The organism is Magnetovibrio blakemorei (assembly GCF_001746755.1).
Lineage (GTDB): Bacteria > Pseudomonadota > Alphaproteobacteria > Rhodospirillales > Magnetovibrionaceae > Magnetovibrio > Magnetovibrio blakemorei.
In genome coordinates, this window is record NZ_MCGG01000028.1 from 17,947 (window position 1) to 39,251 (window position 21,305).

Genomic DNA, 21,305 nt, shown 5'->3' on the forward strand with positions numbered 1-21,305 from the left:
TTGCGCTCAGTGCTTGCGGAGCGCGCATGCGGGTGTTACTTTCCGCCCTCTCATCTCCCTTTGACTTTCGATTAAGGACGGCCATTCATGTCCCTCGATAAGGACACCGTTAAAAATATTGCTTACCTCGCTCGTATGCGCGTCGCCGACGACAAGTTGGAACCGCTGGCGGGGGAGCTTTCCTCCATCCTGAACTGGATTGAGCAACTCCAAGAACTCGATACCGACGGCGTTGAGCCGATGGCGTCGGTGTCGGACGTTGTGCTGCCTCAACGCAAAGATGCGGTCACCGATGGCAATTGCCAAGCGGCGGTGCTCAAAAACGCACCGGACAGCGAAGACGGGTTCTTTGCCGTTCCCAAAGTGGTGGAGTAGGTCATGTCAAAGTTGAACGAATTGAACATTGCGTCGGCCCGCGACGGCCTTGCCCGCGGTGAATTTTCCGCAGCTGAGCTGACCGAAGTTTACATCCAGGCCATTCAGGCTGGGCGCGATATGAACGCCTACATCACCGAAACGCCGGACGTGGCTTTGGAACGCGCTCGGGAATCGGACGCGCGGCGCGCCAAAGGCGATGCCATGGGCGCGATGGACGGCATTCCCATCGCCATGAAAGACCTGTTTTGCACCGAAGGCGTGTTGACGACTGCCGGCAGTCACATTCTGGACGGCTTTGTGCCGCCGTATGAATCGACCGTATCCGCCAATTTGCGCTCTGCCGGGGCGGTGATGCTGGGCAAATCGAACCTGGACGAATTCGCCATGGGTTCGGCCAACATTACGTCTTACTACGGCCCTGTGAAAAACCCGTGGAAAGCCACCAGTGGCCCAAATCAGGGCAAAGACTTGGTTCCCGGCGGTTCAAGCGGCGGGTCTGCTGCCGCCGTTGCGGGTGGTTTGGCTATGGCCGCAACGGGCACCGACACCGGTGGTTCTATCCGCCAGCCCGCCAGCTTTTGCGGCATTGTGGGGCTGAAACCCACCTATGGGCGCTGTTCGCGGTGGGGCGTGGTGGCGTTTGCCTCTTCGTTGGATCAGGCAGGTCCGATGACCAAAACGGTGCAGGACGCGGCCATCATGTTGGGTGCCATGGCGGGTCATGATCCCAAAGACAGCACCTCAGCCCCCTTGCCCGTGCCGGACTTCGAAGCCCTGATGACGGGCGACGTGAAGGGCCTCACCATTGGTATTCCTAAAGAATACAAAATGGACGGCATGGATCCGGAAATCCAAGCCTTGTGGGATCAGGGCATCGCCTGGCTAAAAGACGCGGGCTGCATCATCAAAGAGGTCTCCCTGCCGCACACCAAATATGCGCTGGCGACCTATTACATCGTCGCCCCTGCGGAGGCGTCTGCAAACCTGGCGCGCTATGACGGCGTGCGCTATGGCCTGCGCGTGCCGGGCGACAGCTTGGACGACATGTACATGAACACCCGTGGCGCCGGCTTTGGCGAAGAAGTTCAGCGCCGCATCTTGATCGGCACCTATGCGCTGTCGTCGGGGTATTACGACGCCTATTATATCAAAGCGCAAAAGGTTCGCACCTTGATCAGCAACGATTTTAAGACCGCCTTCGAAAGCGTTGATGCGATTTTGACGCCAACCGCCCCCAGCGCCGCGTTTGCCCTGGGTGAAAAACAAGAAGACCCAGTTGCCATGTATTTGAACGACGTGTTCACGGTGCCCACCTCGTTGGCGGGTTTGCCCGGCATGTCGGTTCCGGCGGGGTTCTCTTCCACCGGGCTGCCGTTGGGCCTGCAAGTGATCGGACGCAGTTTTGATGAGGGCACGGTGCTGAACGTCGGCGCAGCTTTGGAAAAGGCCGCCGGTTTGAATCTTAAGGCCGTTACGGGAGCCTCATCATGAGTTACATCCTCAAAGGTGAAACGGGCGATTGGGAAGTCGTGATCGGACTGGAAGTGCACTGTCAGGTGATTTCCAATGCCAAGCTTTTTTCCGGCGCTGCCACTGATTTTGGCGCTGAACCCAACACCCAGGTGTCGTTGGTTGACGCCGCCATGCCCGGCATGCTGCCCGTGATTAACGAACAGTGCGTGCGCCAAGCCATCAAAACTGGCTTGGGCCTGAAGGCCAAGATCAACACCAAGTCGGTGTTTGCACGGAAGAATTATTTTTACGCCGATTTGCCCCAGGGCTATCAGATTTCCCAGGCCGACCAGCCCATCGTCGGGCCGGGCACCATCATCTTGGACTTGGCCGACGGCACGTCGCGCGAAGTGGGGATCGAACGTCTGCACTTGGAACAGGACGCGGGCAAATCCTTGCACGACCAAGACCCCACCCGCACGTTCATCGATTTGAACCGCACCGGTGTGGCGTTGATGGAAATCGTTTCTGATCCCGATATGCGTTCACCGGAAGAAGCGGGCGCGTATCTGCGCAAGCTGCGCTCCATCGTGCGCTACTTGGAAACCTGTGACGGCAACATGGACCAAGGGTCCATGCGTTGTGACGTGAACGTTTCGGTGCGCCCGGTGGGCTCAACCGAACTGCGCACGCGGGCGGAAACCAAGAACGTCAACTCGGTGCGTTTTGCCATGCAAGCCATCGAATATGAAGCTGCCCGTCAGGTCGCCATCTATGACGGTGGTGGTGAAGTGGTGCAGGAAACCCGCCTGTTCGATTCTCAAAAGGGTGTGACCCGGTCCATGCGGTCCAAAGAACACGCCCATGATTACCGTTATTTCCCCGATCCTGACTTGCTACCGTTGGTGTTCAGCGATGATTTGGTGGCGGAAATCAAGGCCACCTTGCCGGAACTGCCGGACGAGCGCAAAGACCGTTACATCAACGTGTTTGGCCTGTCGCCTTATGATGCAGGCGTGTTGGTGGCGGAAAAAGACACCGCCATGTACTTCGAAGCCGTGGCCGAAGGCCGGGATGCAAAAATGGCCGCGAACTGGGTCATCAACAATCTGTTTGCAGTGCTCTCAGATCGCGGTGTGGGCATCAGCGACAGTCCGATTTCCGCCGTCGACTTGGGCAAGCTGTTGGGCTTGATTGTGGATGAAACGATTTCCACAAAGATCGCCAAAGATGTCTTTGAAGCGATGTTGGAAACCGGCGACAGCCCGGAAAAAATCGTCGAAGACAAGGGCTTGAAGCAGATCACCGACACCGGTGCCATCGAAGCTGCGGTGGACGCCGCGATTGCGGCAGGCACCGCGCAAGTGGCCCAATACAAAGGCGGCAACGAAAAAATCCTCGGCTGGTTTGTCGGCCAAGTCATGAAATCGACCCAGGGCAAAGCCAATCCGGGCCAGGTGAACAAGCTGCTTAAGGACAAACTGGACAACTAAGGTTGTTTGGTGTCATCCGAAAATGCAAAAACCCGCTGCTCTCCTGAGCAGCGGGTTTTTGGTGATTGGCGCAAATTATTTGCCAAAAAAGCTCGCCCCGGCAGCCCCGATCGCTCCCGCCGTGGCTGCTGCCCCTGCAACTGACCCGCCGGAAGTTGAGGCGGAACAGGTGGTGATGATTTGTACGGCCGTTGCCCCGACGCCGGTGGAGACGGTCGCCGCCGCCGAGCCTTCTGCGGCGGCGAGGTACGAGGTCATGGCGACGGTGGGAATTTCAATGGCAGCCTTGGACACCGCGCAACTGCAAATTTGCGCCGTATAGCCTTGGCCCGTGCACCAGCCGTTAAACTGGTTTTGCAGGGCGGGGGGATAGCCGTCCAATGCCCATGTTGCTCCGGTTAAGCTTGTGAACGTTATGGCGCTTAACGCCAGGGATTTGCAAAAGGATGTCATCACTTTTCACCTTGATTTTGGGTTGTTCTTGCACGTGACGCAAAAATCTACACGAGGGGTTATCTGTCTGCAATCATGAGAAAAACGAACGTGCAATGCGTTACACCCGAAGGTCATTCCAATTGTCTTTGGCTGTGATAATATGAATTCAGTTCATTTTTGGAGAGGCTAAAATTCATGTCGAAACTGGTAAAAGTTTTTTCTGTTGTTGCGCTCAGCAGCGCATTTTTGTGCGCCCCGGCGCTGGTTTCTCATCCTGGTTTTGATCTTGGTTTAGCCCATGCGGATGGTGACAAGGCCAAAGAGATGAAAATGAAGGCCGAAGAAAAGCACAAAGAGAAAATCCAGCAGCGCGACGAAATGAAGGGTCAAAAAGAAGCCAAAAAGATGCAACGCGAAGAAAAGAAAAAAGAAAAAGAAGCGAAGAAGCTGAAGATCGATGAAAAGAAAATGCAACGCCAAGAGCATAAAAAATAGATTGGGCAATCAGGGCAAAATGGACAAGCGTTTCGCCATTGAGACCACCCCCATTGCAGGCTCTCCGAGCCGCTACCACACTGTTGTTGTTGCCTAAATGACGGTCGTGATGGGGCGGTTGGCGAAGGGCGTTCCTTTTGCCAATGGTTGTGCTAGCATACTTTTGATTCATTCTTAGGGAGGAGTAATAAATCCATGTCAAAAATGACAAAACTGATTTCTGTGGCGGCGCTCAGCACCGCGTTCTTGTGTGCACCGGCATTGGTGTCGCATTCCGGCTTTGATTTTGGCTTGGCCCACGCCGATGGCGATAAGGCTGCCGAGATGAAAAAGAAGGCTGAAGAACAGCGTATGGCGGCTGAAAAGCGTCACGAAGATATGAAGAAAGAGGCCGAAGAACATCGCGCCAAATCTGAAAAAATGCACAACGAGATGAAGACGCTCAACGAAGAGCATCAAAAAGAAGTGCAAATGCTGAATGAAGACATGCAAAAAGGCATGCAAACTGCCAAAACACCTGAAGAACGCCAAAAGCTGCAGATGACGCACAGCGAAAAAATGCAAGAGCTGCAAAAAGGCTTCGAAGAAAAACGCATGAAGATTCAAGAACAAAATATGGGTAAGTGATCCAATTTTGCCCCTCATGAAAAAAACCCGCTTCTCATATGAGGGGCGGGTTTTTCTTTGCCCTTGGGCGACAATCCCGTAACCTTCCTTTACACAAAAAGGATCAAGCCCCTGGCGCAACAATTTGCATCCGACAATACGGCGGGGGTGTGTCCCGAAGCCATGGAAGCATTTGTACGGGCAAATGAGACCGGCCACGAAGTGTCCTATGGGGAAGACAGTTGGACGCATCAGGTCTGCGACCGCCTGCGCGATCTGTTTGAAACCGACTGTGAAGTCTTTTTTGTCTTTAACGGCACGGCGGCCAATGCGTTGGTGCTGGCGTCCCTGTGCCGATCCTATCATTCCGTCATTTGTCATGAAAAAGCCCACATTGAAACCGATGAATGTGGTGCGCCGGAGTTTTTTTCCGGCGGCGCCAAACTGCTCACCGCCAGTGGGGCTGACGGCAAGTTGACGCCGGATGCCATTGAAAAATTGGCCACCCAGCGCAGCGATATTCACTATCCTAAGCCCAAAGCCGTTTCGCTCACCTAGGCCACCGAAGTCGGCACCGTGTACACGGTCTCAGAGGTGCGTGCCATTGCCGAGGTTGCTCGACGGCATAATTTGCGCATCCACATGGATGGGGCGCGTTTTGCCAATGCGGTGGTCAGCATAAACGTCAGCCCCGCCGATATCACCTGGCGCGCAGGTGTAGATGTGTTGGTTTTTGGCGGCACCAAAAATGGCCTTCCGGTGGGCGAGGCGGTGGTCTTTTTCAACAAAGCCTTGGCCGAAGATTTTGCCTATCGCGCCAAGCAGGCGGGGCAACTGGCGTCAAAGATGCGGTTTATTTCTGCGCCCTGGTTGGGGGTGTTGGCCGATGATGTGTGGCTTAAATACGCCCGACACGCCAATGCCATGGCCGAGCGGCTGTATCAGCGGGTGAAGGACTTAGCGGGGGCCCAAGTGTTGTTTGAACCGCAAGCCAACGGTGTGTTCGTTGAATTGCCCAAGGCGGTACGCGAAGGCTTACGCGCGCGCGGTTGGCTGTTTTACACTTTTATCGGCGAAGGGGGCTGCCGTTTTATGTGTTCGTGGGACCTGTTGCCCGAAACCGTCGACCGCTTGGCCGATGATATCGTTGATCTCCTCAGCTAGGGCGCTATATATGTAATCAAGGTGTTGATGCACACGGGATTTTTTGGAGGACGCGATGATTGATCTGTACACTTGGGGCACGCCAAACGGCAAAAAGGTCTCCATCATGCTGGAAGAAGTGGACTTGGCCTACACCGTCCACCCCATCAACATCATGAAAGATGACCAATTTAAGCCGGACTTTCTCAAGATCAGCCCGAACAACAAAATCCCCGCCATCGTCGATGCAGACGGTCCGGGGGGCGCGCCGATCTCGTTGTTCGAATCCGGCGCCATCTTGATCTACCTGGCGGAAAAGTGTCAACGCGCAGACTTGCTGCCGACCAGCGGAGAGGCACGCTACAAGGTTCTGCAATGGTTGATGTTCCAGATGGGCGGTGTGGGCCCAATGTTTGGTCAGGCTCACCACTTTATTCAGTTCGCCAAGGAAGACGTGCCTTATGCCAAAAAACGCTACAGCGATGAAACTCAGCGCCTGTACAAGGTGATGAACGCGCAGTTGGCGGAAAAAGACTATTTGGCGGGCAACGTTTTTTCCATCGCCGATATAGCGACCTATCCTTGGGTGTCGCGCCACACCTTTCACAAGGTGGATTTAGGTGATTTCCCCCACGTTAAACGCTGGTATGATATGCTTTCCAAGCGCGAATCGGTTGAAGCGGGAATGAACGTTCCGGCCGCACCCGTATGAAGCCCGTATAAGATTATTCGATACTCTGTTTGGAAAGCGCCTCAGCTTAAGGGAGCACGGCTTGAGCAATCTGGAATTAGACACGGTCAGACGGGTCCGCAAGGCGCTTATTGACGCCCATTTGCCTGATTCCGTGCAAGACCTCAACATCTCCACCCGCAACACCGCTGAGGCCGCCAAGGCTTTGGGGGTCGAGCTGGGGGCCATCGCCAAAACGGTGGTGTATACGATTGGCAATCGTTTTGTCATGGTCATGGTGGCGGGCGATCATGAATGTCGTGAAGATCAGTTGTCGAAGATTTTTAACCTCGAAGGTGATGTGGTGCGCCCTGCCGCCGACTTGGTGCGGGCGGTGACGGGCTTTGCCCCCGGCGCTGTTTCCTTGCTGGGGTCCGTGTCCAAGTTGCCCACTGCCATCGATGCCAGCTTGAAGCGTTTTGACAAAATTTACGTTGCAGCCGGACACGGCGATTGCGTTTATGCGACGTCCGTGGATGATCTGAAAGCGGTGTCAAACGCAACCGTCTCCTACGCCGTCGCCACTCCGGTCGTCCCCGCCTAAACACAAACTCTCAAGCCCCTTTCAAGCACCTCTTGAAGCGCATGAGAAAACCCGCTTGATCCCAAGGCCAGAGACGTTTAAGAAGGGGGCGTTCGGTGCCACCCGAACCCCTGCGGACAGGTGGGTGAGTGGCTGAAACCAGTGGATTGCTAATCCGCCGTACGGGGTAAACCCGTACCGAGGGTTCGAATCCCTCCCTGTCCGCCAGAATACAATAAAACCAGTAGCTTAGCTGCTGGTTTTTTTGTTTTTAGGCATGGGTTTTAAGGCCCAAAATTACCAAAATATCCACCGTACGTTTACCGTCCGTTTTTGCTTTTAGCCGTACGGATGTCGGGCTATGCTACCAGTGTACTTCCGACTAGGAGCGCGTATGTCCAGCGAACGCATTGAATATAAAGGAATTGTGGCCACGTTTCATAAACGTGCTGACCGCAAATCTATTCAAGCGCGATTCTATGGCGATGGGTTTGTAAACACGGGCAAGGTTTGGAACACCAAACAAACGGACATGGATGCTGCGATGGAAGCGGCGCGGGATTACATCCACGAACACTTTGCACTCAAAAAACACGGCATCAATTCACAATCAAAAACATTCGGCGATGTGGCTGAGGCGTGGGCAAGCCAATACACACACAAAGACCCGAAACAGCAACGTGACTATCGCAATGTCGCCAACCGCTATCTATGTGAATATTTTGCAGATAAAAAAATCGACAATGTGAAGGCTAGGGACATCAAGGCCTACCATGCTTGGCGCGTGAAGTACTGGACGGATGGCCCTGGTAAAGACATCGATTACATTTATTTTGAGCGCAACGGCAAAGATGCAAAGCGTCCAGCTCAACATAAAAAAACATCCACCGCGCGTTTGCGTATTGAAGATGTGGTGCTGCGCCATGTGTTTAAGTTTGCGGTGATGAATGAATGGCTGAAGCACAGTCAAATACCCATGTGGGACTCGCCTCACAAGCAATCCAAAAAAGACCCAAATGCGCGTGTCAGCTTTACAAAAAAGCAGATGACGAATGTATTGAGGCAAATTAATGGGAGCAGAAGCGAGACGTTAACGCGCAGACATCACGAACGAAACTTACTCTATATGTTCGTTCGTTTCGCATTAGCGACAGGAGCCAGACCACCACATGAGATATTGGGCGTTAAGTGGTCTGACATAACGGATTTCACATACGGCGATGCGAAAACGGTTCAGGTTTTTATATCTGACAGCAAAACAGGTAAGAGGCCCGTTGTTGCGAGGCCTTACTTAAAACCCAGATTGGAATGGTGGAGACAGTACACAAAATTCAATGCTGATAATGATTATGTGTTTACCAAGTGGAACGGTGAGCAGCTTCGTGATCCACGTAAGGCTTTTGATAACATGCTTGTTGCAGCGGGTGCGACACATAACAAAGGCAAAAAGTTAAGCATGTACTCTATGCGCCACACATACATTACATTTGCACTTGCAGCAGGCGTCAACGTCTACAACATAGCGACCCAGTGCGGGACGAGTGTGGAAATGATTGAGCGATACTATAGTGACGTTACAAGGCCCGGATGAAGGAGTTTTTAAATTCCTTGAATGTCGGTGTGCTTAGTGAGGACGACTACAAAACACTTGATAGGCAGATAAAGAATAATGCGTTAGGCAGTGATCTTCCTCGTGCGCTTTTGGCGCAGTATTTTGCATTTCTGAGCACAATCAACGAATTTAATACCGTTGTTTTCTGCCCGATGCTCATCGACTCCCCATTTCAACAGGAGCAAGACCCGGCTAATAGGAAGGCAATTCTGGACTTTATCGTTTCGAAGAAGCTCGATAACCAGCAGATGATTCTTGCGACTGTTTCTGTCGATGAATTTTCTGACAATTCTGAACTGGAGAATGCAACTCGGCATGAATTGGATAATAAGCTGTCGGTCTTGACAAACGATCAATATATGTCAGTTCTCACTGACATAGAGGAAATGCATAGCCAGACACTAGCGACTCCAGAATAGAGTGCAAATGTGATATTTTAACTAGAAGATCACATTCACTCAAAAATACAAATGTTTTCAATGCATTATTTACAGTGTGCGCGGGCCGTACTTTTTAAGATGTAATGATACGTGGCAATCAGATGTTTTTATCACATGCAGGCGATCTGTTTTGTGGAATGGGGTGATTGTGTTGTCTGTTTAACAGACAAAGTTCTGCTGAGCAGAACTTTCACTGAACGGAACGAGCTCTTGTATAAAAGCCTTTTCCTAGGCCTTCGTTTTAGTAAGGCCTCCCCGTTTAGGGTCTACTCGCCGTCTCAGGTTTGCCGAATTCCATTCTATGATTTTTGCGTCTTTGCTGGGAAACTTCATCTCAGTAAGCATGGCTGCAATATATTCCCACGAAAGTCTTTCATCACCGTCGGTAATTTCCCAGACCTTTTCTTGCAGAATTTTATTGTACTCTGCCGCGCTATTATAGACGACCTGACCAAACGAGTTGTCAGGTTTTGCTTTTCCTTTTTTTATCTGAGTATGGTTTTGTTTCTGCACCTGATGCCATTTGAAATGGTCGAGCATGTCTTTCATATGTTCATTAAGAGCCCGTTCCCCGTCACTGAATGAAATACCTAAGGGGACATCAATTAATCCATACTGTGGAGCTTCTGTAATGTGTTGCGTTATGTCAACGGGCCGAAGAACAGGTTCGTCGGCATGTGTTTTGAAAAACTCTTCAATCCAAGGGCTATGTCTCCATCTCTCAAAACGATAACTCGGCTTGATGATGAATACCTTTTCATTGTGGTTACGTTTTGTCTCGTCAACCTTGCGCCTATAGACGTCTAAAAATTGTTCTAGCAGCATTTGAATAGATTGAGATGAACGGCTCTCCGGTTCTTCATAAGCGTAGCAATTCATAGATGTGCTGATGTTTTCATCGGCACACCATCCTTCAATGACTTGCTGTATCATGGAATATTGAAGTGCAATCGTTCTGGACGATAGAAGCGCATCTTCGATATTCATATCTGTTTTGGGTGTAACGATAATTCGTTCACGTTTTCCATTCTGCACAGCATAGTTTGGATGTTCATCAATGTGCCGCTGTACAGCTTCAGGGAGATACTGGCGCATTTCCTTTATTTCAGGCCAATCCAAATATTTTGGGTGATATCCTTCATCAGGATACGTCCAGTAAAAGCTATAAAAGTGAACTTTTTGCTTATTATTCATAGAATGTCACACAGTATAAGTCGTTGAATGTAAACATATATATATGTTTTGGCGTCATAAAAACTAACGACACGTTTTGCCCTCCTTATTCCAAGTTATTCTGAATAGGTCAATAGGAGGACAACACAATGCTTAAAACAACACACAAAAAACAACCTGTTAAATACTACACGCAAGCACAAATTAACGCACACACTAAAGCTAGCTACAGCGCACAAGTTGCAGCTAGCACTACTAAGTACCATGCGCAAAACAAGCGCAGCACACCTGTTTCAAATGCGCAATACATGCAAAAAAAGCTTAACGCTAATAAGCAAGCTGTTGCAGCAAACAAAGCAAAACAGGCAGCACATGCACAACACTTAAACAACGTACTTAACGCGCAAACTGTGCGTTTGCAAAAGCAGCAAGCACAGCAAGCTGCACAACGCAAAATCGAGCTTGCTGCTATGCGTAAAGCCAAACGCGCAGCTGTTAAAGCTAACCAAGTTAACAACGTATCTAAGCTTACAAAAAGTGCTGATGCGCGTGTTAAGTCAGTTGCACGTATTGTAAAAACTGGACCGTCTGCACACTACATGCATACGCTTGTTGCAACTAACAAACTGCGCGCAAAAATTAACTTGCCTAAGCTGTCTGTTGACGAGTTTTGCGCTACATACCGTCGCTACATGCGTAATTGTGTCACATGTGTAGCGTTAACAAACAACGTTGTTGTGCTTAGCGATCAACGCTTGGTTTCCGTACGCGCCATTCCGGCTTTAGCCGCCTAATTCACCAATTTAGCCACTGCGTCCATCGCACTTCTAAACGCCCAGCAATGGGCGAACGGTAATGGCGAACGCTACGTGATTTTGAGCGAGCTCGACCTATTGACCACCCAAAACCAAATGACATTGAGTGGTTTTATGGATAGGGCTCCAAGTTCCACCCTATTCATGGCAACGACCAACGTGCTGGTGAAAATACACGGGTCATTAAAGAGCCGACTTTCTCAAGTGTGCTTTGACCATCCAAACACTGCCCGAATGGAAAAGTTTGCAAAGAAGATCGCGCTTCTCGAGGGGCTTCCTCTTACTGACGACCAGATCAAAAGTATCTGTGTGTCAGTCAATGGATGTTTCCGAGAGCTCTTGATTGTTTTGGAACGTCACGCAAACAATCAGCGTAGCCAAAGTTCTGTTCAGCAGAACATTACACCGCCAACAAAACCGGCATAAAAACGATAGGCGTGGCATCAAGCCACGCCATCGCTTCCCAACAATTTAACTGACTAGCCATGCGGTCTTTAATCAAGAGCGTGTGCATGGCCTTGTGCGCGATATAAGGAGAAAGTAAATGGTTAAAAATCCAATCCAAAAGCCATCAAACGGTTTTGTTGAAATGACGTCAGAAATGCTTGCTGGCTTTAGTAAACTGAAGACTATTGCCCGTATGGAATGCAAAGAAAATGAAACGAAATTTTCGGGAATGAATGAGGAGAAAACAGTTATTTTTCATTTTATTAGTAATGCAATTTTTCCGGAGATCAAATCGGATAGCGGGATCGATACAAAGGCGGGTAAGCTTTTGAATGAATTCCTGTGTCATACAGATTTTAAGAGTTGTCAGTTTGTAACGACAAACCAGCAGGATTTTTTCAGGGTAGTTACTGAAAAAAACCAGCTTACGTTGCCGCTTGTAAGAAATCACCTACTTCCAAATTTGGCTAAGTTCATGGGCACAAATTGGAACTTCAAGTTTTTTACGCCTGCAGGCGAGCTATCGAAACGGATCAAACAATGGAAGCCCATCAAGCCGTATGAATGGTATTTTCAGTGTGTGCTTGAAAAATCTAAGGTGCTCTTCTTGTTTGGCGGCCTTTCTGGAGTAAATAGTCTAAGATTATCGACGCATGTAGGTGATGTCGTTGGTCGAGTGATAGGTAAACCAAATGGAGAACTTTATTGGCCAATCGATGTGATAGAAAACATCGCTGCAATCTGCATTAAACATGAGACGCTATTTAGCGTGAGTTACGACGGAGCATTGCAGATTACCTGTAAAGCTAATTATGGTTCTTGGTGGTTTATTTTGCCAGCGAGGCTTAAATGATGAGTGTTGAGCGGATTGAAGCTTATGCGCTTGATGATATTCAGGAAGACATCAAGAAGCTAAATGAAATGGGGTTCACGATTGTTGAGTGGATGCCTGGGTACATTTATGCAAAAGACCGTAACGGACAGGTTTTCCTGAAAACAAAATACGGTTCTCATCGCTAGTATCAAAATCGAGGTCATCAACCTAATTGATGACGAACAGCTAGACTAGGCAACGCCTGAAGGTTGTTTCAAATGTCTTCGCTAAAATAAAACGGGGTTCTTCGGAGCCCCGTTTTTTTGTCTGTTTAACAGACAAAGTTCTGCTGAGCAGAATTTTCATCACGCCAACTCAGCAGCCTTCACCATCATATCTTCATTCACAGTGACATATCTCTGAGTTGTTTGGATTGAGCGGTGGCCAGCCAATTGCTGAAGCACAAACACCGATACGCCCTTGTTGGCCAGCGTCGTTAAATACGAGCGTCGGCCACTATGTGAACGGGCATCGGGCAATCCGGCTTGGACATAAATTCGCTTGAACAGATTTACCATGCTGGTCGGCGTGAAGTGTCCGCCTTTCGAGCTGAGGATTAACGGCTTGCGTTCATCCGTCCATTTACGCCATTCAAGATATTTGGCGATTTCGCGTTGAAGCTTGGTATTGAGAAAAACCGTCCGTCCGCGCTTTCCTTTTGTCTGTTCAACGGACAAATGAATGCGATCCCGGACAGCGCCATCGTCATTAACAACATCCATAATTTTGATAGCGGCGATTTCACCCGCTCGCATTCCGGCCCAGTGCGACAACAACACTGCTAAACGGTTGCGGCTGGCTAACGTTCCGTGTTGCGTAACGACAGCGAGAACACGCTTTAACTCGGTTTCTTTTAGGACTGCGGCTTGAGACATTTGTCTGCTCCATATGATGTTTTCATCGTATGGGTAGTGTCACATCACAAGTTTGGGCAGTCTCCCCGAAATCGGATGCTGAAAAGCTCAGAAATCAGCGGTTGATGATGGTTTTATACAAAGATTACATTCGAATTCCGGTGCTCGTAGCAAAGCGGACTAAGTTTTGATAGCGCTATAACTTCCGAAAATGACCCAAAGCGCACGCTTTTGAGGGTGGCATACTTATCACAAACGGCACCCCACAATTTCTTGTAGCCTTGGCAGTGCTTGACGAACACATCTTCTGCCCTCTTCGATGGCCTCTTCGGCGCGATTAAATTCTAAAAGCCCAATATGAGATAATCTCGGCGACAAAATAAGGTCGGGTGGGTCTCCTGCCATGCGACTTCGTGTAATAAGGTCCTGCATAATATTTATGGACCCTGAAAGAATATCAAAATATCCAGGTGCATCCTTGCTTGAGTTAAAATTATCGATGAAATATTGCTGGGCCATATTTTTCACTTGGTCTGGAAATGCCGACATTATTTTTTCGAGTGTTCCTGCAGTTTCTGCCGCCTTATTGGCATCCACATCTAGTGCTTTTGGTATCTGAGAACGGTGACCGACAAGATCCCCGTTCAAATTAACGGCAATGATGATTTCTGCGCCCAACGCCCGACAAACTGACACAGGGACTGGATTCACAAGGCCACCATCCACAAGCCACCGGCCATCAACTTGCATTGGGCTAAAAAGTCCAGGCATGGCAATTGAGGCTCTCACGGCATTCATGAGCGAACCTTCCCGTAGCCAGACTTCTCGACCAGATGCTAATTCCGTAGCTACAGCAGCATAAGGAGTGGAGAGTGTTTCTATCGCAACATCTGCATATTTATCGTTAAAGAACTCCAACAAGCGATTACCTTGGATTAAACCTCCACTTGATGGGCTGAAGTCCATGAGCCTTATGATGTCTTGCAAGCCAATGGTTAACACCCAATCTCTCAGTGATTGTAATTCACCAACGGCTTGTGCAGCGCCAACAAGGGCTCCAATGGACGTACCGCAAACGATACTGGGGTGTATGTTTATTTCCGCCAGGGCTTCAATAACGCCGATATGTGCCCAGCCACGCGCCGACCCACTACCCAATGCAAGCCCAATCATAGGTGTTCTTGCATTCATATTTGATACCACTCTGACATTAGTGAATTTCACCCCGATGAAAATGCACGCCATAAAACAAAGCGAATAGAACCGGTACGACGATCAAAGTTAGAATTGTAGCAAAACCAAGGCCAAACATAATGGTCACGGCCAAGGGTGCAAAAAATATGTCACTTAACAGGGGGATCAGGCCCAGTACCGTAGTAATTGCTGCCATGACCACAGGGCGAAGGCGGCTTACGGCAGCGTCAGCAATGGCGTCGTGCATGGTCGCGTTTTCCTCTTCGTTGAGACGCTTAATTTCCTCCACTAACACAATGCCGTTCTTCAACACCATCCCTGACAAGCTGAGAAATCCCAGCAGGGCTGTGAAGCTGAAAGGTTGATTAAAAGTAAGCAACCCCGTGGTGACACCGATGATGGACAACGGCACCGTCAACCAGACCACCACTGTTTGCTTGGCGGAGTTGAACAGCAGCACAGTGATAAACACCATCACCAAAACGCCCAGAGGGACAAACTTAAAGACCGCTTCGTTGGCCCACTTTTGTGCTTCATATTCCCCCCCCCATTCAAGGGCATAACCGGGCGGGAGATCAAGGGATTCGACCTGAGGGCGCAGACGTTCAAACAACGCAAAAGAATTGGTTGGCCCCAGTGGATCTTCATCCGCCCAAACCTGGATCGTGCGTTTGCGATCCCGGCGCATGATCAATGGGTCTTCCCAATCCAGGTTCATGCCGTGGATCACCTGATCGATATTCACGTACTCGCCCAATGCCGGACTGAAAACCTGAATATTATCCAATTGACCAACATTGGCGCGTTCCGACAACGGCGGCCTCACCAAAATGGGGAGTATGGTCGAACCATCTCGAAACATACCGACAGTCATGCCCGAGACGTTCATGGACAAGGCATTGTCCAGGTCCGTTTTTGAAATGCCCAAACGGCGGGCTTCGGCTTCGGCAAATTGTGGACGCAAAACTTTAGTGCGTTCGCGCCAATCATGACGAATATTGATAGCATCTGCGTCGTTGTGAAAAATGTCTATCACCTGATCGGATAACTTGCGCAAGACCGCACTATCAGGCCCACTGAGACGCGCTTCGATCTTGGCCTTGGACGCGGGCCCAACAAAAAACCGATCCGATTTGGAAAAACCCTGTGGCGCACGTTCGCGGACCAAATCATCGACCCAGGCCCTGGTCGAGGCCACCTTAGAAAATTCACCGACCTCCACGATGAACTGACCATAGCTGGCGTAATTGCGTTCACCATTGTAGGTCAGCATGAACCGTAAGGCCCCTTGTCCAACGGTGGTCGTTACCTTTGTCACATTTTCATTGGCGAGAATCTCACGTTCTAAGGCGGCCATATCCGTCGCTGTGACACGAATGTCGGAACCTTCCGCCAACCAATAATCGACTGTAAAGACCGGCAAATTTGATGGCGGGAAAAACGACTGGCTGACAAACGTAAAGCCATAAATGGACAAGGCGAGACCACTCACCATCAAAGCGCTGGTTGCCCCGCGAAACCGCAGGGCCTGTAAAAGAACGCCTTTGTAAACCTGATAAAAAACGCCTTGATAAGGGTCTGCAGCCGCATCCCGCGCGTCTTCGTCATGCACGGATTCTTTAAACATCAAATTGGCAAAAAATGGTGTCAGTGTAATTGCCATCGCCCAACTGATCATCAGCGAGATCAACAACACCCAAAACAAAGACCCTGCAAATTCACCGGACGCATCCGGCGACAAGCCAATAGGGGCAAAGGCGATGATGGAAATCACCGTCGCGCCCAACAGGGGCCACACAGTTTGTGAAACAATGCGCGTGGCGGCTTTGACGCGTGTTAATCCACGTTTGAGACCAATCAAAATACCTTCGGTGATGACGATGGCATTGTCCACCAACATACCCAAGGCAATAATTAGGGCACCTAAGGAAATGCGGTGCAAATCAATAGCGAAAATGTTCATGACAATGAAGGTTGCCAAGATAGTCAGCAACAACACCAAGCTCATCAAAATGCCGGAACGCAGCCCCATGGCGATCAACAGCACCACGACGACAATTCCAATGGCCTGACCGAGGCTGACCAGGAAGTTTGTAACCGATGTGTCAACCTGTTGGGGCTGGTCGTAAATTACGCCAATTTTCATGCCAATGGGCCGCGCGTATTCAAGTTCTGCCAACCGCGCATTAACCGCTTCGCCGACGCTTACAACATTGACGCCGCTGGTAAACGAAACCCCAAGGGTCAGGGCGTCTTCGCCATTGTAGCGATAAATCTGTTTTGGTGGATCGGCATAGGTGCGCGTCACCGTTGCCACATCAGACAAATATATGATCTGGCCATTGGCACGGCCCAACATCAGGTTATTCAAATCTTCAACGTTGTCGTAGACGCCTGTTGAACTGATGCGAATGTATTCACTGCCCACTTGTAGGTGACCTGCGTCACTGACCAGATTTTGATTTTCCAACAAGCTGACAATCGCCGTGGGCGAGCTGTTCAACGCAGACATTTTTGCCCGGTTCACTTCCAAGATGATTTGTTCTTTGCGTTGTCCGCCAGCGGTGACTTTGCCCACGCCGTCGACCAAAACCAATTCACGGCGCAAAAAGTCCGTGTAATCGGCAAGCTCTTCATAACTGTAGCCCGCACCGGATATGCTAAAGAAAATGCCGTATACATCCCCGAAGTCATCATTAATCTGTGGTGTTTGTACACCTGCTGGCAAGTCGCCCTGCATGTCGCGGATTTTGCGGCGCATTTCATCCCAGATTTGTGCCAGATCAGCTTTGCGATAAATACTTTTCATCTCAACCGTGACTTGGGACAAGCCAGCGGATGAGATGGATTGTATATTCTTGACGTAGGGCAATTGTTGAATGGCATTTTCAATGGGCAAGGTAACTTCTTCTTCCACCTCACGCGAAGACGCGCCGGGGTACTCGGTCACCACTACGGCCTGTTTGATGGTGAATTCGGGGTCTTCCAAGCGCCCCAGCCCCGAAAAGGCCAGGATGCCGCCGCCGATAATCAACAGCGTTACCAGCCAACTGACGGTTTTGTTCTTGATGGCATTTTCGGTCAAAGTCATGACAGCGATCCCAGCCTAAATTCCGCGTTCTTTTTTCATGGGACGGATTTTTTGTCCGGCACGCACATGGGAAACCCCTGCGGCAATGACACGGTCTCCTTCGCTGAGCCCGTCTGTGATGACTACGTATTGACGAACGATGCCACCCGCCGTTACCGCAGTGCGCTGCACGATATTTTCATCATTCAAACGCCACACCCAGGTTTGCCCGTCAGCTTCGAATAATGCCTCAATAGGGATTTGGACGCCTTGGATTTTCGGCTTTAATATCCGCGACAAGTCAACCAGCACGCTAACGCTCATACCCGGCATAACCGTAATGTCTGTTGGCCGTACCATGGTGGCAGTCACTTTAAAGGAGCGCGTCGCCGTATCGGGTAAGGTGTCATGCTCTCGATAAAGGGCATCAAATGTACGTTCTGGCAAAGAATCAAAGCGAACCTTAATCCGCCCGCCATTCGTGTTGTCTTTATTGATGCGTAAAAACAGGTTTTCGGGAACATTAAATACAATGTCGATGTTTTGATCGCCCTGGAATTGAACCACTGGTTCCTTGGCCTGAATATTTTGAAACGCGTCCACATCCACACGGCTGATGATACCGTCATAGGGTGCGGTCAGGCGAGTGTAACCGATATCGTCCTGTGCCCGTTTCAAGGCTGCACGGGCAGTATCGAAATTGGACCGGGCCACGTCCAGTTTTGATTTGGCGACATGTTTTTGCTTGAACAATTTTTCCTGGCGTTCAAAATTCGTACGTGCCAGTTCGTACGCAGCCTTGGCTTCGGTCAAAGAATTTTGATAGGGCGTGTCATCTAACCGAGCAATCAGCTCACCCTTTTTCACCACCTGGGCGGCAAGAACAGGCAACTCCGTGATTTGTCCACTGACACGAAAGGCCAGCACTGATTTGCGCGCTGCTTCAGTGACGGCCGGAAAAACTTTTTCCTGGGCCACGATTTTGGACGTGGCGACAGCAATCTTCGCCGGACGCGTCAGGTCCTGGACTGTACCCGGGTTCTCTGGAGCCTCATCACAAGCGACCAACACAAACAGGCTTGCCGCCAAAACAGCGAGATGTTTCATCATTTGTCTCCAAAGAAAGAACTAGAGAGCCGCGCAGATGAGCCGCGACATCCCTGCTTTAAATTCGTCATAACTGCGGGCTTTAACCATCAGGCCCTTTGCGGACATGACCAAAAGAAATGCTTTTTCTTCAGCTTCTTTTGAAGCTTCGCAAATCCCATGGTCGAGCAAGAAAGCTGCAATATCCATCTCAATGCGATGTATGGGGTCTTCTTCAAAAGCCCTTAGCGAATTGGTTCCAAGTTCCATGATTTCGGCACCGTAGGGAGATTCATGCATCAACGTGACATCATCACCCATCAAACGGCAAAATCCCGTCAACAACGCATCCGACACGGTGTCGTCATCACATTCCAATGACGCCAAAAGCTGGTTGCGCAAATAGTCAATATACCCACCCACGGCCCAATCGAGCACCGCATCCTTGGTCTTAAACCGGTTGTAAAGCGTTTGACGCGACACATCGGCGGCAGCGGCCAAAACCGCCATGGATGCCTTTTTGAACCCATGATAGGCAAAGGCGATCAACACGTTTTTGAGTGGTTCATGATTTTGCATAGGACACATTTGACAAAATATGACCAATTTGTCAAATGTTGATTTTCTCGTCCCGCACCATAAACCGAACTTAGCCATGTACAGACTGAATGACCGTTATGGCCAATTTTCACCATTTTTGATAGCCCATCAAAGTCTCAGCTATGACCTTATCACCGGACATGATCGTAATAAATATCTCTAACTCGGAGGTATCACATGCGCTTACACGAAATCATTCAAACACCAATTTCACCAACCATCAGCTACGACATCAAGACAAATCGCTTGGATTTTGATGATGGATGTGTGACGCCAAGGCTGGGCCTTAAACATGTTCACCGCATGAAGCTGCTTAGACGGCGATATCTTAAACAGCAAGCGCAACTCCGTGAACTGCGTGGGCTGATGTATGGCGGAAGTTTGTCTGTTAAACAGACAGAAGTTGCTGCTGCACAAGCCGAACTTGAAGCCATCCAGTCACAGATCGCCAACGAAATTCAAGCCGCTGAGCTCGAACAAGCCCGCAAAGATAAACTTACAAAGAACGCTTTGCGCTATATCAAAAGACTCTAAAATGTTAACGGCGAACAAGCATCGCCATCGCGCGTAACGTGGCCCGTGAAGACAGTCTGGAGAGACACATGAATAAATCGAACCCACTAGGCCTGAGAAACCCTATAACTCGACTATTCTACGCCTTCCTTCCCTTTGTCGTATTGATGGTTTTAGTGTTCCCAAATTTATTCCAACTCACCGTACTTAATTTCCAACCCAGCCCAAATTTTATCAGCGACCCTGAGTTCAATATCCATTCTGCATTGGATGCTTCGCCTTATAAGCTTGATTATTACAGGCAACTGGCCCGGGCGCAGTCGCAGGATGAGTTTGACTACATCTCAAACAAAATTACAAAGGAACAAAAGTACCGGCAGGGACAGCCAGCGTGGGACATCTTGTCTATTCTCGCCATGTTTGCGGTGATTACTGTAAGCAGTTATCTGGTGCTAACGACCCTTAACTACTTTGCAACCAACTGGGAGGAGAAAACAGTCAGGGTTTATGGCTTTGTTTCTGCCATCTGGGTAATCGGTTCATCCTCTTCCTATTTTTGGGTGGTTGCCCCTAGTTGGACAAATCTCAAACATATATTTAACAACTTAGGTGAAATATCGCTTATGGCTTTTGGCCCAGTGATCTGCGTTATTGCCCTGAAGGTTATCTACGAAAAATACATCCGCTAAATGAAAGAGATTTTCAATATTTTCTGGCGGGAGCAAAACTTCTGTTTTTGACCCGAAGCGGAGGCTTGCCGGAGATATATTCGTACTAAGGTCAGAATTTATCTCTCGGTCAGAAACTTGGATTGAAAACGGTAGCCTTCGAATCGGCGAGCTAGTCCAAACCTTAGAACAACAGCGTGACAGCCATGATGATGTTATGTCCATGGCGATGAAGCACATCCGCAGAAAACATTGAGGAAACGCTTTCGCGCTTCCCCAAATATCTTAAGCAGCTTGTTTTCTACCCAGCTGTAGCTCCAGTTGGTTATAATCATCCACATAAACATGCGTGTGTCGGCGATTGCCGTTCAAGTTAGTTTCTTTGAACATCTTCCAGCCAAACATTTTGTTATCGTCATCCCAATTTATAAAATGAATGTTTGGGGTGTTTGCTTCTATGTCCAACACACATGTCCATCGCGGTATGGTGATGTGTGAATGTTTGGATGTGAAATCTGCCAACTGCATATGTTCATCGACATTGCGGTTTTGGTTAATTGCTGGAATGGTGCTGAGCACATTGTTGATGATTGGCTGTGGCGATTTTGTTGTCGCATACCAGCTATCAGCATCCATAAAATTTAAGTAATACGCATCCATGCCATCGACTTCGACGGATATCGAATAGCCCTTGTGAACACGGG

The 21,305-nt window shown here is 49.5% G+C and carries 23 protein-coding genes, 1 tRNA gene and 1 pseudogene; 17 read left to right on the top strand and 8 right to left on the bottom strand.

Annotated features, from left to right (window positions below):
- The first annotated feature begins 87 nt into the window (after positions 1-87).
- From gatC to gatB, 3 genes are read left to right on the top strand one after another with little or no spacing between them, the layout of a single operon-like run.
- Entirely contained in the window at positions 88-375 is a 288-nt protein-coding gene (gene gatC, locus BEN30_RS09830; protein ID WP_069958178.1) for an Asp-tRNA(Asn)/Glu-tRNA(Gln) amidotransferase subunit GatC, read from the top strand.
- 3 nt (positions 376-378) lie between these two features.
- Positions 379-1,869, top strand: a complete 1,491-nt coding sequence (gatA, locus tag BEN30_RS09835) for an Asp-tRNA(Asn)/Glu-tRNA(Gln) amidotransferase subunit GatA (RefSeq protein WP_069958179.1) — start codon at positions 379-381, stop codon at positions 1,867-1,869.
- The gene (gene gatB, locus BEN30_RS09840; protein ID WP_069958180.1) at positions 1,866-3,323 is read left to right on the top strand and encodes an Asp-tRNA(Asn)/Glu-tRNA(Gln) amidotransferase subunit GatB; all 1,458 of its coding nucleotides are present in this window, start codon (positions 1,866-1,868) and stop codon (positions 3,321-3,323) included. Before gatA ends, gatB begins: the two co-directional genes overlap by 4 nt.
- A 75-nt stretch (positions 3,324-3,398) precedes the next feature.
- On the opposite strand, the gene BEN30_RS18335 is transcribed toward gatB, so the two are convergent.
- A complete protein-coding gene (locus tag BEN30_RS18335) occupies positions 3,399-3,776 on the bottom strand; it encodes a hypothetical protein (RefSeq protein ID WP_139134959.1) in 378 nt (125 codons plus the stop codon).
- Between the two features lie 228 nt (positions 3,777-4,004).
- On the opposite strand from BEN30_RS18335, the gene BEN30_RS09850 reads away from it, so the two are divergent.
- The 8 genes and pseudogenes from BEN30_RS09850 to BEN30_RS09885 all read left to right on the top strand — a co-directional run bounded on the left by BEN30_RS09850 (position 4,005) and on the right by BEN30_RS09885 (position 9,286).
- Positions 4,005-4,253 carry a hypothetical protein gene (locus BEN30_RS09850; RefSeq protein WP_139134960.1) on the top strand — a complete coding sequence of 83 codons (249 nt, stop codon included), beginning with the start codon at positions 4,005-4,007 and terminating at the stop codon, positions 4,251-4,253.
- Between the two features lie 195 nt (positions 4,254-4,448).
- On the top strand, positions 4,449-4,880 hold the full coding sequence (locus BEN30_RS09855; protein WP_069958183.1) for a hypothetical protein: 432 nt from the start codon (positions 4,449-4,451) through the stop codon (positions 4,878-4,880).
- A 63-nt stretch (positions 4,881-4,943) separates the two neighbouring features.
- Positions 4,944-6,023 (top strand): annotated as a pseudogene (locus tag BEN30_RS09860) (threonine aldolase family protein).
- 55 nt (positions 6,024-6,078) lie between these two features.
- Positions 6,079-6,714 carry a glutathione S-transferase family protein gene (locus tag BEN30_RS09865; RefSeq protein WP_069958184.1) on the top strand — a complete coding sequence of 212 codons (636 nt, stop codon included), beginning with the start codon at positions 6,079-6,081 and terminating at the stop codon, positions 6,712-6,714.
- A gap of 61 nt (positions 6,715-6,775) precedes the next feature.
- Positions 6,776-7,276, top strand: coding sequence for a YbaK/EbsC family protein (locus BEN30_RS09870; protein ID WP_170827017.1), 501 nt, complete (start codon positions 6,776-6,778; stop codon positions 7,274-7,276).
- A gap of 114 nt (positions 7,277-7,390) precedes the next feature.
- Positions 7,391-7,483 (top strand) — tRNA-Ser (locus BEN30_RS09875).
- 166 nt (positions 7,484-7,649) lie between these two features.
- Positions 7,650-8,846, top strand: coding sequence for a tyrosine-type recombinase/integrase (locus tag BEN30_RS09880; RefSeq protein WP_170827018.1), 1,197 nt, complete (start codon positions 7,650-7,652; stop codon positions 8,844-8,846).
- Complete coding sequence (locus BEN30_RS09885; RefSeq protein WP_069958187.1) at positions 8,843-9,286, top strand: hypothetical protein; 444 nt, start codon at positions 8,843-8,845, stop codon at positions 9,284-9,286. The genes BEN30_RS09880 and BEN30_RS09885 overlap by 4 nt, the downstream gene beginning before the upstream one ends.
- 249 nt (positions 9,287-9,535) lie before the next feature.
- On the opposite strand, the gene BEN30_RS09890 is transcribed toward BEN30_RS09885, so the two are convergent.
- Positions 9,536-10,501: a hypothetical protein gene (locus BEN30_RS09890; protein ID WP_069958188.1), complete on the bottom strand. Its 966-nt coding sequence runs from the start codon at positions 10,499-10,501 to the stop codon at positions 9,536-9,538.
- Between the two features lie 128 nt (positions 10,502-10,629).
- On the opposite strand from BEN30_RS09890, the gene BEN30_RS09895 reads away from it, so the two are divergent.
- The 4 genes from BEN30_RS09895 to BEN30_RS18640 all read left to right on the top strand — a co-directional run bounded on the left by BEN30_RS09895 (position 10,630) and on the right by BEN30_RS18640 (position 12,762).
- Positions 10,630-11,274, top strand: a complete 645-nt coding sequence (locus BEN30_RS09895; protein WP_069958189.1) for a hypothetical protein — start codon at positions 10,630-10,632, stop codon at positions 11,272-11,274.
- A gap of 81 nt (positions 11,275-11,355) precedes the next feature.
- The gene (locus BEN30_RS18340; RefSeq protein ID WP_139134962.1) at positions 11,356-11,721 is read left to right on the top strand and encodes a hypothetical protein; all 366 of its coding nucleotides are present in this window, start codon (positions 11,356-11,358) and stop codon (positions 11,719-11,721) included.
- 118 nt (positions 11,722-11,839) lie between these two features.
- Positions 11,840-12,595, top strand: coding sequence for a hypothetical protein (locus BEN30_RS09900; RefSeq protein ID WP_139134963.1), 756 nt, complete (start codon positions 11,840-11,842; stop codon positions 12,593-12,595).
- On the top strand, positions 12,592-12,762 hold the full coding sequence (locus BEN30_RS18640) for a hypothetical protein (RefSeq protein ID WP_170827019.1): 171 nt from the start codon (positions 12,592-12,594) through the stop codon (positions 12,760-12,762). Before BEN30_RS09900 ends, BEN30_RS18640 begins: the two co-directional genes overlap by 4 nt.
- A gap of 159 nt (positions 12,763-12,921) precedes the next feature.
- Here the strand turns inward: BEN30_RS18640 and BEN30_RS09905 are convergent, their stop codons facing one another.
- From BEN30_RS09905 to BEN30_RS09925, 5 genes are all read right to left on the bottom strand, one after another.
- The gene (locus tag BEN30_RS09905; RefSeq protein ID WP_069958191.1) at positions 12,922-13,491 is read right to left on the bottom strand and encodes a tyrosine-type recombinase/integrase; all 570 of its coding nucleotides are present in this window, start codon (positions 13,489-13,491) and stop codon (positions 12,922-12,924) included.
- Between the two features lie 228 nt (positions 13,492-13,719).
- Positions 13,720-14,661: a patatin-like phospholipase RssA gene (gene rssA / locus BEN30_RS09910; protein ID WP_069958198.1), complete on the bottom strand. Its 942-nt coding sequence runs from the start codon at positions 14,659-14,661 to the stop codon at positions 13,720-13,722.
- Between the two features lie 19 nt (positions 14,662-14,680).
- Positions 14,681-17,755, bottom strand: a complete 3,075-nt coding sequence (locus tag BEN30_RS09915) for an efflux RND transporter permease subunit (RefSeq protein WP_069958192.1) — start codon at positions 17,753-17,755, stop codon at positions 14,681-14,683.
- 15 nt (positions 17,756-17,770) lie between these two features.
- Positions 17,771-18,844 (bottom strand): efflux RND transporter periplasmic adaptor subunit, encoded by a 1,074-nt coding sequence (locus BEN30_RS09920; protein WP_084005349.1) that lies wholly within the window; start codon positions 18,842-18,844, stop codon positions 17,771-17,773.
- Between the two features lie 18 nt (positions 18,845-18,862).
- Positions 18,863-19,399, bottom strand: coding sequence for a TetR/AcrR family transcriptional regulator (locus tag BEN30_RS09925; protein WP_069958194.1), 537 nt, complete (start codon positions 19,397-19,399; stop codon positions 18,863-18,865).
- 198 nt (positions 19,400-19,597) lie between these two features.
- Here BEN30_RS09925 and BEN30_RS09930 point away from each other — a divergent pair, with 198 nt between their 5' ends.
- Positions 19,598-19,954 (top strand): hypothetical protein, encoded by a 357-nt coding sequence (locus BEN30_RS09930; RefSeq protein WP_069958195.1) that lies wholly within the window; start codon positions 19,598-19,600, stop codon positions 19,952-19,954.
- A 68-nt stretch (positions 19,955-20,022) separates the two neighbouring features.
- A complete protein-coding gene (locus BEN30_RS09935; RefSeq protein ID WP_139134964.1) occupies positions 20,023-20,622 on the top strand; it encodes a hypothetical protein in 600 nt (199 codons plus the stop codon).
- Between the two features lie 264 nt (positions 20,623-20,886).
- On the opposite strand, the gene BEN30_RS18645 is transcribed toward BEN30_RS09935, so the two are convergent.
- On the bottom strand, positions 20,887-21,305 hold a 419-nt coding region (locus BEN30_RS18645; RefSeq protein ID WP_170827021.1), incomplete at its 5' end, for a hypothetical protein.

What these genes read in the sequence shown, in the direction of transcription:
- BEN30_RS09885 (WP_069958187.1), top strand. Translation starts at nt 8,843, where the DNA reads ATGAAGGAGTTTTTAAATTCCTTGAATGTCGGTGTGCTTAGTGAGGAC.
- BEN30_RS09930 (WP_069958195.1), top strand. Translation starts at nt 19,598, where the DNA reads ATGCGCTTACACGAAATCATTCAAACACCAATTTCACCAACCATCAGC.
- BEN30_RS18640 (WP_170827019.1), top strand. Translation starts at nt 12,592, where the DNA reads ATGATGAGTGTTGAGCGGATTGAAGCTTATGCGCTTGATGATATTCAG.
- BEN30_RS09920 (WP_084005349.1), bottom strand. Translation starts at nt 18,844, where the DNA reads ATGATGAAACATCTCGCTGTTTTGGCGGCAAGCCTGTTTGTGTTGGTC.
- BEN30_RS09895 (WP_069958189.1), top strand. Translation starts at nt 10,630, where the DNA reads ATGCTTAAAACAACACACAAAAAACAACCTGTTAAATACTACACGCAA.
- BEN30_RS09880 (WP_170827018.1), top strand. Translation starts at nt 7,650, where the DNA reads ATGTCCAGCGAACGCATTGAATATAAAGGAATTGTGGCCACGTTTCAT.
- BEN30_RS09890 (WP_069958188.1), bottom strand. Translation starts at nt 10,501, where the DNA reads ATGAATAATAAGCAAAAAGTTCACTTTTATAGCTTTTACTGGACGTAT.
- gatB (WP_069958180.1), top strand. Translation starts at nt 1,866, where the DNA reads ATGAGTTACATCCTCAAAGGTGAAACGGGCGATTGGGAAGTCGTGATC.
- rssA (WP_069958198.1), bottom strand. Translation starts at nt 14,661, where the DNA reads ATGAATGCAAGAACACCTATGATTGGGCTTGCATTGGGTAGTGGGTCG.
- gatA (WP_069958179.1), top strand. Translation starts at nt 379, where the DNA reads ATGTCAAAGTTGAACGAATTGAACATTGCGTCGGCCCGCGACGGCCTT.
- BEN30_RS18335 (WP_139134959.1), bottom strand. Translation starts at nt 3,776, where the DNA reads ATGACATCCTTTTGCAAATCCCTGGCGTTAAGCGCCATAACGTTCACA.
- BEN30_RS09900 (WP_139134963.1), top strand. Translation starts at nt 11,840, where the DNA reads ATGGTTAAAAATCCAATCCAAAAGCCATCAAACGGTTTTGTTGAAATG.
- BEN30_RS09935 (WP_139134964.1), top strand. Translation starts at nt 20,023, where the DNA reads ATGAATAAATCGAACCCACTAGGCCTGAGAAACCCTATAACTCGACTA.
- BEN30_RS09915 (WP_069958192.1), bottom strand. Translation starts at nt 17,755, where the DNA reads ATGACTTTGACCGAAAATGCCATCAAGAACAAAACCGTCAGTTGGCTG.
- BEN30_RS09855 (WP_069958183.1), top strand. Translation starts at nt 4,449, where the DNA reads ATGTCAAAAATGACAAAACTGATTTCTGTGGCGGCGCTCAGCACCGCG.
- gatC (WP_069958178.1), top strand. Translation starts at nt 88, where the DNA reads ATGTCCCTCGATAAGGACACCGTTAAAAATATTGCTTACCTCGCTCGT.
- BEN30_RS09865 (WP_069958184.1), top strand. Translation starts at nt 6,079, where the DNA reads ATGATTGATCTGTACACTTGGGGCACGCCAAACGGCAAAAAGGTCTCC.
- BEN30_RS09925 (WP_069958194.1), bottom strand. Translation starts at nt 19,399, where the DNA reads ATGCAAAATCATGAACCACTCAAAAACGTGTTGATCGCCTTTGCCTAT.
- BEN30_RS09905 (WP_069958191.1), bottom strand. Translation starts at nt 13,491, where the DNA reads ATGTCTCAAGCCGCAGTCCTAAAAGAAACCGAGTTAAAGCGTGTTCTC.